Genomic DNA, 17095 nt, shown 5'->3' with positions numbered 1-17095 from the left:
GTCTGAAGTTTCGGTTAAGTATGACGACCCTACGTTGAATATCGACTGGCCTTTGGTGAATGGCAAGAAGCCATCTTTATCAGGTAAAGATGAGGCGGGTTTGGCATTTTTAGACGCACCCACGTTTTAATTGTTATCGGGGTTTTTACTGGCTTTTTATTGGCTTTTATTGAGTATTAGCGATTAATGAATATTGTAATAATAGGTAAGTCTGGGCAGTTAGCGTTTGAGCTTTCTCGGGAGCTAGAAAACAGTGAGCATCACGTCACTTTTTTAGGGCGTGACGATATTGATATTACGAGAAGTGATAGTATTGAAACTATTTTAGCGCCTTCGTCAGTTGATATGTTGATTAATGCGTCAGCGTACACGGCTGTTGATAAAGCTGAAGAAGACACTGAAGCGTGCAATGCCATTAATGCCGTTGCGGTCAAGAACCTAGCTAAATTTTGTAAAGTTAATGGCGTATTTATGGTGCATGTATCTACCGACTATGTGTTTAACGGTCACAAAGGTTCGCCTTATTTAACAGACGACCCTATTGAACCTCAAGGTGCGTACGGCAAATCAAAAGCTGAAGGTGAAAAAGCCTTGCTTGAAGTATTACCTGAAGCGAGTTGTCTAATTCGCACCGCTTGGGTGTACTCATCTCATGGCAATAACTTTGTGAAAACTATGCTTCGTTTAATGGCTGATAAACCTCAGTTAGCGGTAATAGATGATCAAATTGGTACACCAACTTGGGCCAAAGGTTTGGCTGAAGTTTGTGTTTGTGCTGCTCAAAATAAAACGGTAGGTGTTTACCACTGGACTGACGAAGGCGTAGCAAGTTGGTACGACTTTGCTATAGCTATTCAAGAGCTTGGCATTGAAAAAGGGTTACTTAGTAGTGCTATTCCAGTATTACCCATTCCTTCTAGCCAATACCCAACCCCTGCGAAGCGCCCCCACTATAGCGTGTTGGATAAACAAACTGCGCGTGATGCATTCACTTCGTGCAAGCCTACACACTGGCGACAGCAGTTGGCAAATATGCTTGATGAGTTAAAAGCGTAAACAGAATTATATTTTGGTAACAGGCAATGAGTAAAGCAATTTTAGTAACAGGTGGCGCAGGTTTTATTGGCTCTGCAGTTGTTCGCCATCTTATTAACGACACTGATCACACAGTGGTTAATTTAGATAAACTAACTTACGCGGGTAATCTAGAGTCATTAACGTCAGTGTCGAACAGCGACCGCTATAGCTTTGAACAAGTTGATATTTGCGATGCTGAAGAAGTTAAGCGCGTTTTTAATACGCATCAGCCCGATATTATTATGCATTTGGCGGCCGAATCGCATGTAGACCGCTCTATCGATGGCCCCGGTGAGTTTATTCAAACGAATGTAGTGGGCACTTACACTTTGCTTGAGCAAGCAAGAGCGTATTGGTCTGCACTTGAGGGCGATAAAAAAGGTGGGTTTAAGTTCCATCATATCTCTACCGATGAAGTATATGGTGACCTTCCTCACCCAGATGAGGTTGCATCAGGAACAGAGCTTCCACTCTTTACAGAAACAACACCATACGCGCCAAGTTCGCCTTATTCTGCAAGTAAAGCAAGTTCAGATCAGCTTGTGCGTTCGTGGCTGCGTACTTATAAGTTACCCACTTTAGTAACGAACTGTTCGAACAATTATGGCCCTTTCCACTTCCCAGAAAAGCTTATTCCTCTGGTAATCTTAAATGCGCTAGCCGGCAAGCCGTTACCTGTATACGGCAAAGGGAACCAAATTCGCGATTGGTTGTATGTTGAAGACCACGCACGTGCATTAGTAGTGGTTGCGTTAAATGGTGAAGTTGGTGAAACCTACAACATTGGTGGGCACAACGAAAAGCAGAATATCGAAGTGGTGCAAACTATTTGCTCAATTTTGGATGAAGTTAAGCCGAAAGATAGCAAGTACGCCGAGCAAATTACTTATGTACAAGACCGACCTGGACACGACATGCGCTATGCCATTGATGCTAGCAAAATAGAGCGTGAATTGGGCTGGAAACCACAAGAAACCTTCGAAAGTGGTATTCGCAAAACTGTTGAATGGTATTTGGCGAACGAAGGCTGGTGGAAAGCAGTATTAGACGGAAGTTATCAAGGTGAGCGCTTGGGCACCGGAAATTAACGTTTAATATTGTTTCAATGATACACTAAAGCCACCGCCTGTTAGCGGTGGTTTTTTTTGCTAATCAATCAAAACGGCTTTAATGAAAAAAATTATTATGCGCGCAGTTCGAGCTGCGCTCCAATTGGTTCCAAAGAACTTAAAAGGCAAGCTCAAACAAAGCGAGCGTTTAACTGGTTTGTATATAAAGTCGATAAGACAAGCAGGACTGTTTTATGATGCACCTACGCCAAAGCAGACACAGGCACTTTATAGTCAGTGGCTTTCGCATCATCAAAACATATTCAAAGACACTTGCGATGCACGTGATCCTTGGCAAGCCGTTATCTTTTCAAACGGTATAAGCGCTAACAACACCATTGCAAGTGTAGAAGCCCACGGAGCAACGTGTTGGTTTGTTTTTGATAAAGACAGTGGTAGTTTGACTGACACCTTCAAAAAATTAGATCAACAAGTTCCAACTTTACTGCTTAACAGCGGCGATACAGTGGTTGATAATGCAGTTGACCATATGCTCAAGCGTATACATGACTCAGATATTGTTTATTGTGATACCGATACAATAAATGAAAACGGCGAAAGAGCAGAACCTCGTTTTTTACCAAGCTGGAACCCCGAGTTGTTGTACTCTACTGCTTACATAAAAACAGGAGTGTTTATTAACGCCGCACTTCTTAAGCACTTTAATAACGAGACCGTTAATTCAATTTCAGGGGTGTTAGCTAGTTTAGCGCTCTCAAACGAGGCAATTAAGGTCGCCCATGTTCCTTTCCCCTTTGTACACGCATCGGTATTAAATGACGAAATTCAGCAGTTAGAGGAAGTGGGGCAGTATATTAACAGTAAACCAAATGTTCGTGCTGAAACTGATAAAGAACGTAAATTAAATAGATTACTTTGGAAAAGTACCAATCCATTGGTTAGCCTCATAATACCAACTAAAAATGGCAAGGCATTGGTAAAAGCATGTATTGAATCTATTTTGGAGAAAACAACCTATCCCAACTACGAGATATTATTGATTGATAATGGTTCAGATGAAGAGGAAAGTATCGAGTATTTCAAGTACCTTGATACGCTTGAAAAAGTAACAGTATTAGAATATCCGGCACCATTTAATTATTCTGCAATCAATAATTTCGGTGTTAAACATGCCAACGGTAGTATACTAGGCCTCATAAATAATGATATAGAAGTGATATCACCTGATTGGCTTACCTACATGGTCGGTCAGGCTGAGCGCGAGTCTATTGGTTGTGTTGGTGCAAAGTTGCTTTATTCTGACACACGAATTCAACATGCAGGTGTAGTATTAGGTTATGGTGGCGGTGCTGGTCATGCACACAAAAATTTCCCTCGCTTCCATTCTGGCTATCTCAATCGAATTAATGCTACAAGCAATTACAGTGCGGTAACAGCAGCTTGCTTGCTTGTTAAAAAGTCTTTGTTTAATGAGGTTGGAGGGCTTAATGAAGAAGATCTTTCCGTAGCCTTTAATGACGTTGATTTTTGTTTGAAAGTGAAAGAGCTTGGCGTGCAGAACGTTTACTGTGCTGAAGCTGAACTGTTCCACCATGAATCAGTCAGCCGAGGTTTAGATATTTCGCCAGAAAAAGCAGCTCGCTTTAATAGAGAGCTTGAATATCTTAGAAATACTTGGGCAAAATATATAGCCAATGACCCTGCATATAGCCCGAATTTAACACTCAAACGAGAGAACTTCTCTATTAAGACAACAGAAGAATTGACTGCAAGATAGAGTAGGCATCATTGATGCATGCTCATTGCAATCAGGACTAATACAAAACGAAATAAACGAAATGTAATGTCAGCGGTATATTTTATTACTTTCATCAATATTTAAAGTAACTATGCAAGACTGACTTTCGAAATCTAAATTTGAAGAAAATTGGAGTAATTTAAATGGAAAGTACAATGCAGAAGCTAAAAATAGCCGTCGCAGGAACAGGTTATGTTGGGCTTTCAAATGCAGTGCTACTTGCACAACACAATGAAGTGAAAGCTGTTGACCTTGTGGCGGAGAAAGTAGAGCTGCTAAACAGCAAGAAGTCTCCAATTGAAGACAAAGAAATTTCAGAATACTTAGCCACAAAAACGCTAGATCTTGAAGCAACATTAGACGCCGAAGTGGCGTATAAAGATGCCGACTATGTTGTTATTGCAACACCAACGGATTACGACCCACAAACCAATTACTTTAATACAGGAAGTGTAGAAGCGGTTATCAAAACAGTAATGTCAATTAACCCTGATGCAGTGATGATTGTTAAATCTACCGTACCAGTTGGTTTCACTAAAGACGCAAAAGCACGCTTTGGCTCTGACAACATTATATTTTCACCAGAGTTTCTTCGTGAAGGTAAAGCCCTTTACGATAACCTTCACCCTAGCCGCATTATTGTTGGCGAGAAAAGTGAAAGAGCCGAAGTATTTGCAAAACTTCTTCAACAAGGTGCAATAAAAGAGAACATCGATGTTCTATTCACCGACAGTACTGAAGCCGAAGCAATTAAGCTTTTCGCTAATACTTACCTAGCTATGCGTGTAGCCTATTTTAACGAGCTTGACAGCTACGCGGAAAGCCACGGCTTAGATTCGAAGCAAATAATCGAAGGCGTCGGTCTAGACCCACGTATTGGGAAGCATTACAACAATCCAAGCTTCGGTTACGGCGGTTACTGTCTGCCGAAAGATACTAAACAGTTGTTGGCGAACTACAGCGAAGTGCCTAATAACATGATTCAGGCAATTGTAGATGCTAACCGCACCCGTAAAGACTTTATCGCCGATTCAATAGTAAGTCGTAAACCTAAAATTGTTGGTATATACCGTCTTATCATGAAAACAGGTTCTGATAACTTCCGCGCCAGTGCCATTCAAGGCATCATGAAGCGTATTAAAGCAAAAGGGATCGAAGTTGTTGTTTATGAGCCAGTGCTCAAAGAAGATGATTTTTTTAACTCGCGTGTAGTGAATGACTTAGAAGAGTTTAAGAAAATATCTGATGTTATTGTTGCCAACCGTGTAACTGGTGATATCGAGGACGTACTAGATAAGGTTTACAGTCGCGACTTGTTTAACGCTGACTAGCAGCCAAATTAAGTAGGGCGCACTGTAGTCGTGCGCCTTTTTAGGAGTATAAATTTGGCAAACTTATTGTAAATTAAGCTGTTAGCTATTAAGGTGAGCAAAAAATAATAAAGCATTAACAGAATTACACGGATGTTAGCATGAGTTTTTGTCGAAAATTGCAAGGCTGCTTGTTTGCCTTGGCTGCATTAACGCTTACCGCTTGTAGTATGGGGCCTTCAGAGCCCGAGACGTATACCAATCCTGTTCCTAGTTTTTCAGCATTACCTAGCCATTCTGATCCTACCGGCTTATCTAGCAGTGTGCTCAATGCGCTTAAGCAAAGAAAGTTAACCTTAGGCACCGATCATCAAGTGCTTCCGTATCGTGGGGGCTTGTGCACTATTCCACTACTCTACAGCATTACACCTTCCAACATTAAAGGTGTATTTGCTAATGGGCAAGATTTGTTTACAGGTGCATACGCAGTGCTTGTATTCAATGGTAGCAATTGGATGCTGCATAACTCTCGCGAACGCACTAGCGAAATAGCGCCCATAGACGTTAAAAATGCAATAGAAGAGCATTCCAATATTCTAAAACAATACTCGTTATATCTACAATTACACGGAACGCTATCGCAAGAGTCTCTCGATGAATTAGCGGAAATCTTTATCGACAATCAAATGATACTGCCATCAGTAATAATTGCTGATGTGAAATATCACCGACTGATAAAGGGCAGTGCGCTAAAAAGTAGCCAATTGTATTTTAGTGAACCGGCTGCCATTGAGGGGGCTTTCTTTTTAGCATCTACGCCACAACAAGACGATATCAATCTGATTTATCGTTACAAAAATGCCAAGTTATTACCGTCTAGCTTAGTTGTGGCTAACGATTTCTTTAAAGCTTGTAATGCGGGGGGCATCTTTGTTAGTCCGCCTTTAGTTAACCTAGAAAATAAAACACACCTTACCAACGAAGCAATAATACTTGGTTTGCCGTCAGATGCTGACTTTGGACAGTTGGCTAAGCAAAGCAGGTTATTAAAACAAGGTAAGTACCTTACGTGGTTAGGAGAAGAACAGGGGTATAGAGTAGCACTCAAACGTGAAGATAAATGCAAAGCACACGTGAAAACCAAAGTACTAGACGAACGCTGCGGTACACGAGAAAAAATTAAGCAAAATGAACTGACAAGCGAAAAGGTGGTGTTGGGATGGAAAAACTAAAGCAACATATTGTCGCCTTATTACTGGTTGCATTTTTCTTTATTTACTTTGGACTTGAGCTAAGTTTTAACCTTCTCTTAATTGATATATACGCGTTACCGCTTGATAAATTGTTCGGCGAAAATGAAATGTACGCCGCGCGGCTCGAGATATTCGGGCGCATCTTATCTGGCTTTGGTCTATCGCTTGCGATTATTGCTTTGCTGCCGCCGCATAAACTGTTCTTTTGGAAAAAAGAACAGGCTAGTCAGTTATCTAATAGTGAGTCGCTGATTATAAAAAGTATAGCATTCATTGTGCTTTGGATAGTGTTAGTACCGTCGTTGCGACTGTTTGTTGATGGAGCAGCACATGCGACTGCAAATGAAACCAAACTTAGTGCAGTAAGGGCAATTGCCTATCGGGAAGCTTATTTAAATGAACTTGTCGAAATATATAAATTCGATGCGTTTAATGAGATTGCAAGCGACCCCTCACGTAGAGACTTAGTAATTGCACTGCTACCGTCTTTGGCGTTTTCTTCAACGGGGTTTAACGCGGTTATAGAACGTAATGTTGAAGCCATGGCCAATACCTTTCTGAGTAACCGTCAAAAACAACAGTTTGCAGATAATGGATTGCCTCGACTTCGTGAGTTTGATGCACTTTATCAAAAAGAGCTGAAACTCTACTTAACATATCAAGAGCAATATCGTCATGCTCAAGCGGCGCTAAATAGCGTAGATAAAATAGAAGCTGAAACGCAACAGGTTATTAATGCGCTAAATAATCATTTGCAAACTAGCTGGAAACACTATGTTCAGCGTATGGATAGTGCATATAAGGACATGGAGCCGTATTCGAAGAATGAAAGCATTCAAGATGCGCATCGACAGTTTAAAAAGCAATATCGCAAGCAGTGCAAATCAACAGCGTGTAAAGAAGACGTTGAAAAGCGTCATGCGGCGTGGTTAAACGACACAGGCATTGCCGACATCTACGTAAAGCCAGATAATATTAATTTTACGTTATTTGGTACCGAAGATCGTGTTCATTTCATATTGATTGACGGAAGGAAAAATGCACTTCGCGCCATCTATCATGTGGATGAAGAAATAGAAGAATACGATCTTTGGTTGCGTTCGCCTGGCGCGAGTGTTTACGGTCAACTGTTTTTAAAAAGTAAAGGTGTCGAGTTATTCGACGGATGGCAGTTGCACAACACGAATGCCATCTACAATGCAATTACCGAAAAATATCAACAGGAGTTAAATACGGTCTGGCCGGAGTACTTTCGTGCATCAGCGTTCGATATTCAAAGTAAAACACTTGGGCAATACGATTTTTCATTACTGCCAATAGTCGATGAGCAAGCAAGGCGCGTTCTGGGCCGTTTTTATCTTTCTAATTTGAGACCCGGAGAGTCAGAAAGTAGCTACTTAGCGCGTTGGCTTGAGAGTCAAAATAATATTTCGTTTATCCGCATGTTGTCATCGACAGCTGCGGGCGCTGCGTTTTCTCAAGGTGGTGCACTTTACGACGTGGGTGTAGATGCAGTAAAACTATCAATAATTCCGCAAATGAGTATTTTACTTAGCTTTATTGCTGTTTTTGCATTGGCTGCAAAGTTTAGTGTTCAGTTATACAAAAGGTTTCCAAAGTTCTATAGCTTTTTAATTGTTGGCGTAACATCCATTGTTTTACTTGTGCCTACAGTAAAAAGTATAACCAGTAATAACTCGTATACCGCAATGATGAGCGGTTTTTCTAGGGATTTTCACAAAAATGATGCAGTAAGTCGCATAAAAATGGATGTCTTTGGAGTAGTGCTAGACCTTGAAAATGGGTTGTTTACTACGTATCGCAATAGCGGTATCAAACGTGCAGTTGCCGAGCCTTTATTTACCTTTAAACATGACGCCAACGGCAACCTCAAAGAGGTAGGTGTCGTAAAGGGGCTAAGGTCTTATGACGATCTGTTTAACTCGGTGTTCGCTTTTTTACCAAGTAAAGTATTTGGTTTTAGCGAGCGAAGTGAATTTAATGCGAACGTGACATTAGTTAAGCCCGATAACAGTATCGCAGCGTACATGGGAATTGAAGTCGACGGCCAAAATATTGAATCAGTTGCCATTCCCAATTTTTTGTCTAACACCGACTTCGGTTTTCTAGCAGAGCAAGCTTACCTTTTGAATCACGACCCTATTGCGCTTACGGTCGACTTCATTTCGAATTATGACTCGCCAGATTATTGGGTAGAAGTAGCCAATGGCCACGCTTTCAGGACATCACTAATTGAAAAGTTGGAAAATCGATTACCTGCACTTATTCAAGACAACACTTCGCTGCGAGAATTATTGGCTGAGCAAGTCGAAAAAGGCGAAGCAAATATTTTGCTACTGCAGGCATCGGCTGGACAGCAATATCAATGTTTCGTTATGCCTAAACTCGCATCTAAAGAATTGGCCAAAGCGCTTATCAGTAACCAAGTAAGTTACAAAAGAATAGAAGATTGTTGGGTGAAAATATGAAAAAGACGTTGTGGGCAATAACCCATAAAAAGATTAACGAGCTGTTTGTCCCTTGTTTATTGTTGATCACACTTGTCATTACATCGGGGGTAATGAGTCAACAGCAAGAGCAACAGATTGTTGAGAGTATCCAAACAATAGAACGGATAAAACTTAAGTTATCTCTAATTAAGGAAGCATAAATGTCAGTAGCAGAAAAGAGATCGTGGTTCACCTTTGAGATAAATGTACCGGTTGTCTTGGGGTTTGGTGTTGCTTTGTATTTTATGTACTCAGGCCACACTGCAACAATGGAAAATGCGAGAAAAACGTCAGAATTACTCACTAAGTACGAAACATTGCTAGATAGCGCAATTGCAAAAGACGCTGACGTGCTAGGTACTTATAAAGATAATTTAAAGCGCGTAGAGGATTCATTGTCGCCAGAAGAAAAGCGCTTGCTTGCCCTACTGCTAGACGTTAAAAAAGAGTAACATCAAGGGGTATTCGCCCCTTCCAACGCCATGTTTGTTCTTATGCTTCAAGTGTTATGCTTCAAGTCTAATGCTACTCAACCCAGTAACGCTAAAAAAACTATTCCCAAAACCCCATTTTCAAAATAAAATCCGCGACAATTCAACCCTCGCTATCGAGCATCATGCTCACTCATTTCTTTTGGCGGGGAAGAAGCATGCTTTTCAATCGTTATAGGTGTCTTTTCAGTTAGCCGCTCAATCAAACGAAAGGCCTGCTGTGAAGGTGGTTTTAGTTTGCTTTTTTAGCGGAGTCATTATGAATAGGCTGCGTGAGCTTTCCAGCCAAGTGATGGATGTTTACCAATTACTTTCTCAAGAATTCAGTGCTTTCCAAACAAGTCAGTCTTTACACTGCGTCGAAAAATGTGGAGCGTGTTGCAATAAGCCAGACATTGAAGTGTCACCTTTAGAGATGTTGCCTTATGCTTTACATTTATTCGATACGGGAATGGCTGAGCAAGTATTCGATGAATTAGACAATTACAACGGATTTGCATGTAAGCAGTATCAACGCACTAGCTTAGATGGAAACGAAGGGTATTGTGGTATTTACGAGTATCGACCGGGCATTTGCAGAATGTTTGGCGCGGCCGGGTATGCAACCAAATCAGGCGAAGCCACGCTATCTGTGTGTAAACCTATCAAGCAGTCCGTTCCTGAAAAGTATGCTGCTTCGCTTATAGCCATTCAGACAAACACTCATCAACCACCAATGATAGCGCAAGGTCGTCAAAAGCTGGCGCAGTTAGATTACGAGTGGGGTGAAAAACTAATGCCAATCAATGAAGCTCTGCGTTTTGTGCTAGAGAAAATACTTACGGTAAGTTATTACTCTTCCGACATCGATGATGGCGTCGCCGCTTAAGGCGTCTGCAAAATTGTTCTTGCTTCGGCAACAATGGCCTCGCTGATAGTGTAGTCAGCGCGGCTCTTGCCTGTGATTGCATAATATCGCTCGTTTAGCGTATTAGCATTTCCAATACAATGCACGTCATACTGAGCTTCCACATGGGCTGATATTGCCGAAGGTGCGCAAAATACACCAAAGTCTTCACTGCCGAATAGCTTTAGCAGCGCGCTATCGTCAAATTCTGCGACGATTTTGGGATAGAGCTGTTCAGTTTCAAGCCAACTGGTAAGTGCCTGTCTTATACCTGAGGTATAGCCTTGAATTAGCAATGGCATTTGATTTAAACATGAGGGGAAACATTGCTGCTTGGAAAGCGGTGCTTTAGCAAAAAAGCTCAGCGAGCTTTCGCCTAAAAAGTAACTATTGGCATTAACTTGCGTACCAGGGGCAATACCGCGATCAGCGACGATGAAATCTATGGCATTAATTGCCAACTCTTTAAGTAAACCGTCAAAGCTATCTTCTTTTATTACATAGCGCACATTAGCAAATTTTCGCATCGTCGAATGAACGAAATCGTAAAAAAGCACTTTTGGAATACCATTTGTAATACCTATCACGAATTCTTTCGTATTCACTTCGTCGCTATTGTTAAGTATTTCAGCCAGTTGATTACCCTTGTGAAAGATTTCACTGGCATACTGATAACTTACTTTACCTTTAGCATTTAAATAAAGGCGCTTATTTATTCTGTCAAAAAGTGAATACCCGAGTTGATTTTCAAAGGTACTTAACTGGCCACTTACCGTTTGTGGTGTAACGTGAAGTAACTTGGCCGCTTTAGCAATACTGCCTTCACGAGCAACCAAATAAAAATAATATAAGTGGTGATAGTTAAGGTGGTGCATAATAAATAAGCAAATAGAACGTTAAAAAAAGCGTCCCATAGTCCTAAATCAATATTTTTCGATGAAGTATGAAGAATATAACAGATTTATTCTAACTGCCGAATGGCTTACACTAACAATTAACTGCTATCAGAGTGATTAAAGAAATTACTATGGCGAAAAAGATAAACCTGCGTGCTACGCGAAAAACGCTATTCTCACTTCTTAAACCAGAATCGGGTTTTTTCTGGGTGGCTATTGCGTACGGCGTTGCAATTAGTTTGATGACACTCGCGGTACCTATTGCGGTACAAACGCTGATAAACAGTATAGCCAATATCGGCTCGACACGAGCAGTGATCATTTTGGCCGTTGTATTATTCCTTACCCTTTTCATTTCGGGTATTTTCAGCGCGCTTCGAATGCGTGTGATGGAATTCTACGAGCGTAAAGTATACGCAAGGTTAACTGCTGACTTGGGGCTTAAAACAATTATGGCGCCGCATAGTTATTTTGAAGGACGCCAGAATGTCAGTATTACCCAGCGATACTTCGATATAATGACGTTGCAAAAGAATATCCCCTCTTTGATGATCGACGGCTTCGCGTTAGTGCTTCAAATGCTGGTAGGCTTTACCTTGGTGTCTTTTTATCATCCAGCGTTGTTCGCTTTTAACGTCGTGTTGTTAATGACAATGTATGCGGTGTGGAAAATTTGGGGCCGTGGCGCCAAAAGAACCGCTATTGAACTCTCTCACGCGAAATACGATGCCGCCAAATGGTTGCATGATATTGCAAGTGCGCATGAGTTTTTTAAGTCAGCCGACCATGTAGAGTACGCAGGCAGAAGTACTGAAGGCTTCATTGGTAATTACGTAAGAAAACACAAGAGTCACTTTCACTATACGTTTTCTCAAGTTGTTATGTTTCTATTGATGTACGCTATTGCAAGCGCTGCGCTTCTGGGCATTGGCGGCGTGCTTGTAGTAGAGGGTCAGTTATCGATAGGACAACTTGTTGCTGCTGAATTGGTGATGTCTGCAGTGTTTTTGGGGCTGTCTCGCTTTACACAGTATTTGAAGCTTTACTATGAGCTTTATGGGGCCGCAGAAAAGCTAGGTCATGCGCTAAGCATCCCGCAAGAAAAACTCCATACAAATGCTGATCATGTTCCCTCGTCATCGAAGCTGGCATTTAATAAAGTAATGCTATGTCATGGCAACGATACTTGTGAGCTGAATACAACGCTTGAGCCTAGCTCGCAATACTTCGTTACAACAGATAAAAGTTGGGTGCAGAAGCAGTTGTTGGGCTACTTGAAACAGTATGAGCCAGTAAAATCGGGCGATATTTTGTTGGGTGAGTTAAGTCTTAACGATTATGACACCCATGAGTTGCGACAAGCGGTTACGATACTTGACCGTTCACTTATTATAGAAGTGACTATTGAGCGCTATCTTAAACTGGCGCAGCCTAAGGCAAGCTTTGCTGATATCCGACATGCACTAGAAGAGGTAGAGATGGCAGGCGTTATTGATGCATTGCCAGAAGGACTACAAACCCGTGTATCAGTGTTAGGTGCTCCACTTCAACCACTTGAGTTTTTGTTACTCAAATTAGCTGCTGCAATTATAGCAAAACCCAAGTTGCTCATACTTAATCAGCACTTTGACGCTATACCCGTTGAGTTGCGCTCAAGATTATTAACAAGACTAAGCAAGCATGATTTTACTGTGCTGTATTTCACTAATATGCCAATGCCAGACCACTTTAATGGCGTGCTTCATTTGCATGATAATGCTCAGGCTACGCTTTATGACCATGAAGAATGGCAAAATGAAAATGGCGACAACGCAGGGGAGGTAAAATAGATGAACAATGCCGAACGTCGTTTTCTAGATAACATCGATACATTGCCTGCGCTTAAAGTGCCAAAGTTCCACCGAGTGGTAAGTGGCATAATTGTCTTTTTAGTTATAGCTGCATGTTTGATTTTATATTTTACGCCTTGGATCCAAACCGCCTACGGTACCGGGATGGTGGACTCATTAGACCCTAAGGATCGCACTCAGCCCATCAATGCGCTTGTAGACGGACAGGTTAAGCAATGGCATGTAAGAGAAGGCCAGCAAGTCAAAGAAGGCGACCCTATTGTGACGCTCATCGATATTGATGCTCAGCGTTTAGATAAATTACAGTCGCAGCTTTCTGCCGCTAACTTGAAGCGCGAGGCTAATGAAACAGCAGTAAGGAATGCAGAGAACAACTTAGCGCGACAGATCGCGCTAGAAGAGCAAGGTTTGGTATCTCGCAAAGAAGTCGAAAAAGCTGAGATTAAAGTACAAGAACTCAGGGCAAAAGCCGCTGCCTCTGTATCAGATATTAACGAAGTCAGTATGACGTTATCGCGTCAGTCTACCCAAACTAAGTTTGCGCCGGTTGATGGAACCGTTGTGCGTTTGTTATCAGGTGGCGTGTCTACATTCGTGAAATCTGGCGACATTCTAGGGCAGTTTATTCCCGCAGACGCCAAACGTAGTGTAAGAGTAACCGTAAGAGGGCTCGATGCGCCTTTGGTAAAACCAGGTGCGAAAGCGCGCTTACAGTTTGAAGGTTGGCCGGTATTTCAATTTAGCGGTTGGCCAGGCAGTGCTATAGGCACCTTTGGTGGCGAAGTGGTTTATGTGGAACCTGTTGCCAATGCCATGGGGGATTTTAACGTGTGGATTAAGCCAGACGACAACGATACGCCATGGCCTGCAGAAAGTTCTGCGCGCTTGGGCAGCCGCGTAAAAGCATGGGTACTGTTAGAGGAAGTGAGGTTAGGTTACGAAATGTGGCGTCAGCTCAACAATTTCCCGCCTCGCCCAACATCTGAACCAACTACCGATAGCGGTGCTAGTGCGGGAGGCTCTACATGGTAGTGGATGTAGTGAAAGTGAAAGCGTTACTCAAGTTGGCGGTGATAGCGATACCGTTAACTACACTTTTTACAGCGCCATCTTATGCACAAGCAACTGCCAAACGAGAAGCGCCATCTATTAGTGCGCTTATTGATAGTATGGTGCATTACCATCCTTATGTGCTTGCTATCAATGAAGGCAATTATCAGGCTGCTGCTGAATTAGAAATTGCAAGAAGTAACTTTGACCCCGTTATCGAGCAGAAAACCAATAGTCGAGTTAGCGGTTACTACGATGGCACCAATCTCACTCAGCGTTTTACAAACCCTATTGAAGATTTTAATGGCTCAGTTTTTGGGGAGTACCGCATTTCTGACGGCGACTTTCCTTCATACGAAGGCGGGTATGAAACCTTATCTGCTGGTGAAGCAAGTGTTGGTGTGGCTATTTCGCTTTTGCAAAACAGAGAAATAGATAAACGTCGTACCGAGCTTAGGAATGCAGGGCTTGCAACGTCACAATGGCAAGCATTAGCGACGAGTTTAATCAACGACTTCATTTATAAAGGCATAGTCGAATACATTGCATGGTATGAAAGTGCACTTCAAGTTAGTGCCGTTAAAGAATTATTAGCCACGGCATCTGAGCGAGAAAAAGCACTTGTCACGCGTGTTGAGAAGGGAGACTTAGCCAGCATTATTCTAACTGAGTTTAAGGCTAACCTACTGCAACAAAAGCTCTTGCTAGCTGAGTTAAAGCAAAAACGAGATGCGCATGCACAAATGCTTTCTTTCTATTGGCGTTCACCAACGGGAGATATGTTAGTTATCAATGAGACAACGCCTCCTAGTGATATCCAGTGGCCATTTTGGATTGGCAATGGCCAATTGATAACCTTACGAAATGCGTTAAGGCAACATCCTGAGCTTGATATTATGAAGCTGGAGCAAGCCGTTGTAGAAAATAAGTCAGCGCTAGCTGAAAACGCGCTACTTCCAAAGCTTGATTTAAAGGCCTCAGTAGCCAGAGATATAGGTTCAGGTTCTGAAACACTAGAAGGGACAGAGACAAAACTTGGCCTTTCATTTTCATATCCACTAGGAAATAGAAAAGCGAAAGCAGAGCGAGCGCAATTGCATTCTAAGCAAAGGGAATTACAGCATAAGCTGGTATCCACACAGCAAGCAATCACTCAGCGGTTTGAGCAAGCCTTAGTATACTGGACTCAAGCGAAAGACATTGTCGAGCTGCAAAGCGAGAATGCAACTTTAGCAAAAACGTTATCCAGAGTTGAACGCACCCGTTTTGATGCAGGCGATAGTGATATGTTCGTGCTTAATGCACGAGCTCAGAACGAAATTAAGGCGCAAATTAAAGAGATAAAAGCGCGTGTAGATTTATTGAAGGCTGAGCTCATGCTGTATAAAGAATCCGCTATGTTATACAGCATGAAGTAGGGGAATAAGACTAAAGAATGTGATTAGTTAGAACCCAGCGCAATCTTTAAGTCGTCTTCACTTAGGCCTGCAGACAATGCATATTGCTCTAGTTTGTCATGAGGCACGCCAGCATGTTGTGCGGTGTTTAATATACGCATAACTTGTTCGCGTTGTTGAGATGACTCGCGAACTGCAGTTTCAACAACCATTTCCGCTTCATTTGGGAATACAGCTAAAAGTGCGTCTACAACATATTCACCAACGAAAGGAACGGCATTAAGCGCGCTAGTCATGATATCTACAATTTTATTGGGATGTTCTTTTGATAGTGTTTGCACAATACTGTCTGCTGCATCCGGTTGGGTTAACACCGCTACTCTTACTATTTCATCAAGCTCTTCTGGTGTTGATACCGATGCGGCATGTACTACAAAATCAACATAGGTAGGCTCAGCTTTTATTGCTAGCTGAACAATATTAGGGCAGCTGCTTACTTCCTTCTCAATTGCTAACTGTACAATTTCCTCGGTCGATGCTGGTTGTGCAGAAATTGCGGCGAAGATGATCTCGCGATACTTATCTGGATAGGTATCAAGTGCAATATCAACGATAGACACAACTTCTGCAGGATAATGGCCTGCAATTGAACGAATTGCTCTTCCTACAGACATTGTTTGGTCAACTTGTCGTTTTAAGAAGGCAGTTTGAAACTGGCTGTTTTCATCCGATGAGATAGAAGAAGACGCTGGTGGTTGGCTTTTAGTCTCTGAACTAGAACTAGGGACTTCATTATTGATATCTTGCGCAACTACCGTTTGGCTAACTGTTACAGTTAGTAATGCGGCCGATAGCAAAGAAAGCGTACGTAACATAAACCCACCTTTATAATTATTGCGTAGTCAATTTCTGACGCCTGTACGTATTATGTAGTTCAATATGAGAATCAGTAATAGAGCAGATTGTTTACTCTTATATATGTTCTTATACCTAACCTTTGATAATAACGGCAGGTTCAGATACTACTTTAAGGACTACTACTTTATAGGATCTGAATCCCCATCCTATTAGTAATTAGTCCATATTGTCTACTAATTATCACATTTGAACGAAAATTAGTCGTTTAGTTCACTTTTATCAATTTTTTTCAAAAAGAAGTTGACGTAGGCGCTCAATTCCCTAAAATGCGCATCCGCTTCGGGGGGAAAGCAAAACGGCAAGCCTCTTGAAGTAAGTCTCTACTACCTACATAGGCCAGTAAAGACGGGAGTTTAGAAGAAACACTTCAGAAAATAAATTTTCAAAAAGTGTTGACAACGAAAACTTCCAGCGTATAATGCGCACCTCACTCGAACAGGGTGGGTCACTAAGAAGCAACGCTTCTAGTGAATTGCGGCGAAGTCGCAACGTTCTTTAAAAATTTAGACAAGACAATCTGTGTGGGCACTCGTTAAGAGTGTCACAACGACGATTCATATTTCGATATATTTAATTGAAGAGTTTGATC

The 17095-nt window shown here is 41.8% G+C and carries 13 protein-coding genes and 1 pseudogene; 12 read left to right on the top strand and 2 right to left on the bottom strand.

Annotated elements, in window-relative coordinates; all coding sequences use genetic code 11:
• From LHL20_RS19800 to LHL20_RS19760, 9 genes and pseudogenes are all read left to right on the top strand, one after another.
• Positions 1-130: pseudogene (locus LHL20_RS19800) on the top strand (dTDP-4-dehydrorhamnose 3,5-epimerase); the annotation flags it as partial.
• A gap of 56 nt (positions 131-186) precedes the next feature.
• Positions 187-1056, top strand: a complete 870-nt coding sequence (gene rfbD, locus LHL20_RS19795) for a dTDP-4-dehydrorhamnose reductase (RefSeq protein ID WP_226434522.1) — start codon at positions 187-189, stop codon at positions 1054-1056.
• A 26-nt stretch (positions 1057-1082) separates the two neighbouring features.
• On the top strand, positions 1083-2165 hold the full coding sequence (gene rfbB / locus LHL20_RS19790; RefSeq protein ID WP_226434521.1) for a dTDP-glucose 4,6-dehydratase: 1083 nt from the start codon (positions 1083-1085) through the stop codon (positions 2163-2165).
• An 82-nt stretch (positions 2166-2247) separates the two neighbouring features.
• On the top strand, positions 2248-3924 hold the full coding sequence (locus LHL20_RS19785) for a glycosyltransferase family 2 protein (RefSeq protein ID WP_226434520.1): 1677 nt from the start codon (positions 2248-2250) through the stop codon (positions 3922-3924).
• Positions 3925-4088: 164 nt separating this feature from the next.
• Positions 4089-5276, top strand: coding sequence for a nucleotide sugar dehydrogenase (locus tag LHL20_RS19780; protein WP_226434519.1), 1188 nt, complete (start codon positions 4089-4091; stop codon positions 5274-5276).
• A 140-nt stretch (positions 5277-5416) separates the two neighbouring features.
• On the top strand, positions 5417-6487 hold the full coding sequence (locus LHL20_RS19775) for a hypothetical protein (protein WP_226434518.1): 1071 nt from the start codon (positions 5417-5419) through the stop codon (positions 6485-6487).
• Positions 6475-8997 carry a hypothetical protein gene (locus LHL20_RS19770; RefSeq protein ID WP_226434517.1) on the top strand — a complete coding sequence of 841 codons (2523 nt, stop codon included), beginning with the start codon at positions 6475-6477 and terminating at the stop codon, positions 8995-8997. Before LHL20_RS19775 ends, LHL20_RS19770 begins: the two co-directional genes overlap by 13 nt.
• Positions 8998-9179: 182 nt before the next feature.
• The gene (locus tag LHL20_RS19765; RefSeq protein ID WP_226434516.1) at positions 9180-9470 is read left to right on the top strand and encodes a hypothetical protein; all 291 of its coding nucleotides are present in this window, start codon (positions 9180-9182) and stop codon (positions 9468-9470) included.
• Between the two features lie 298 nt (positions 9471-9768).
• Positions 9769-10377, top strand: a complete 609-nt coding sequence (locus tag LHL20_RS19760) for a YkgJ family cysteine cluster protein (protein ID WP_226434515.1) — start codon at positions 9769-9771, stop codon at positions 10375-10377.
• Here the strand turns inward: LHL20_RS19760 and LHL20_RS19755 are convergent.
• Positions 10374-11270, bottom strand: a complete 897-nt coding sequence (locus LHL20_RS19755; RefSeq protein ID WP_226434514.1) for a LysR family transcriptional regulator — start codon at positions 11268-11270, stop codon at positions 10374-10376. The genes LHL20_RS19760 and LHL20_RS19755 overlap by 4 nt on opposite strands.
• Positions 11271-11422: 152 nt before the next feature.
• On the opposite strand from LHL20_RS19755, the gene LHL20_RS19750 reads away from it, so the two are divergent.
• From LHL20_RS19750 to LHL20_RS19740, 3 genes are read left to right on the top strand one after another with little or no spacing between them, the layout of a single operon-like run.
• Positions 11423-13120 carry an ABC transporter transmembrane domain-containing protein gene (locus tag LHL20_RS19750; protein ID WP_202262568.1) on the top strand — a complete coding sequence of 566 codons (1698 nt, stop codon included), beginning with the start codon at positions 11423-11425 and terminating at the stop codon, positions 13118-13120.
• Complete coding sequence (locus LHL20_RS19745; protein WP_226434513.1) at positions 13121-14173, top strand: HlyD family secretion protein; 1053 nt, start codon at positions 13121-13123, stop codon at positions 14171-14173.
• Positions 14167-15609 carry a TolC family protein gene (locus LHL20_RS19740; protein WP_226434512.1) on the top strand — a complete coding sequence of 481 codons (1443 nt, stop codon included), beginning with the start codon at positions 14167-14169 and terminating at the stop codon, positions 15607-15609. Before LHL20_RS19745 ends, LHL20_RS19740 begins: the two co-directional genes overlap by 7 nt.
• Before the next feature lie 23 nt (positions 15610-15632).
• Here the strand turns inward: LHL20_RS19740 and LHL20_RS19735 are convergent, their stop codons facing one another.
• On the bottom strand, positions 15633-16463 hold the full coding sequence (locus LHL20_RS19735) for a hypothetical protein (protein WP_226434511.1): 831 nt from the start codon (positions 16461-16463) through the stop codon (positions 15633-15635).
• Positions 16464-17095: the final 632 nt, after the last annotated feature.

Origin of the sequence: Alteromonas sp. McT4-15 (assembly GCF_020515205.1) — a bacterium.
In the GTDB taxonomy this organism is placed as follows: domain Bacteria; phylum Pseudomonadota; class Gammaproteobacteria; order Enterobacterales; family Alteromonadaceae; genus Alteromonas.
This window is presented reverse-complemented; position numbering and strand designations above follow the sequence as displayed.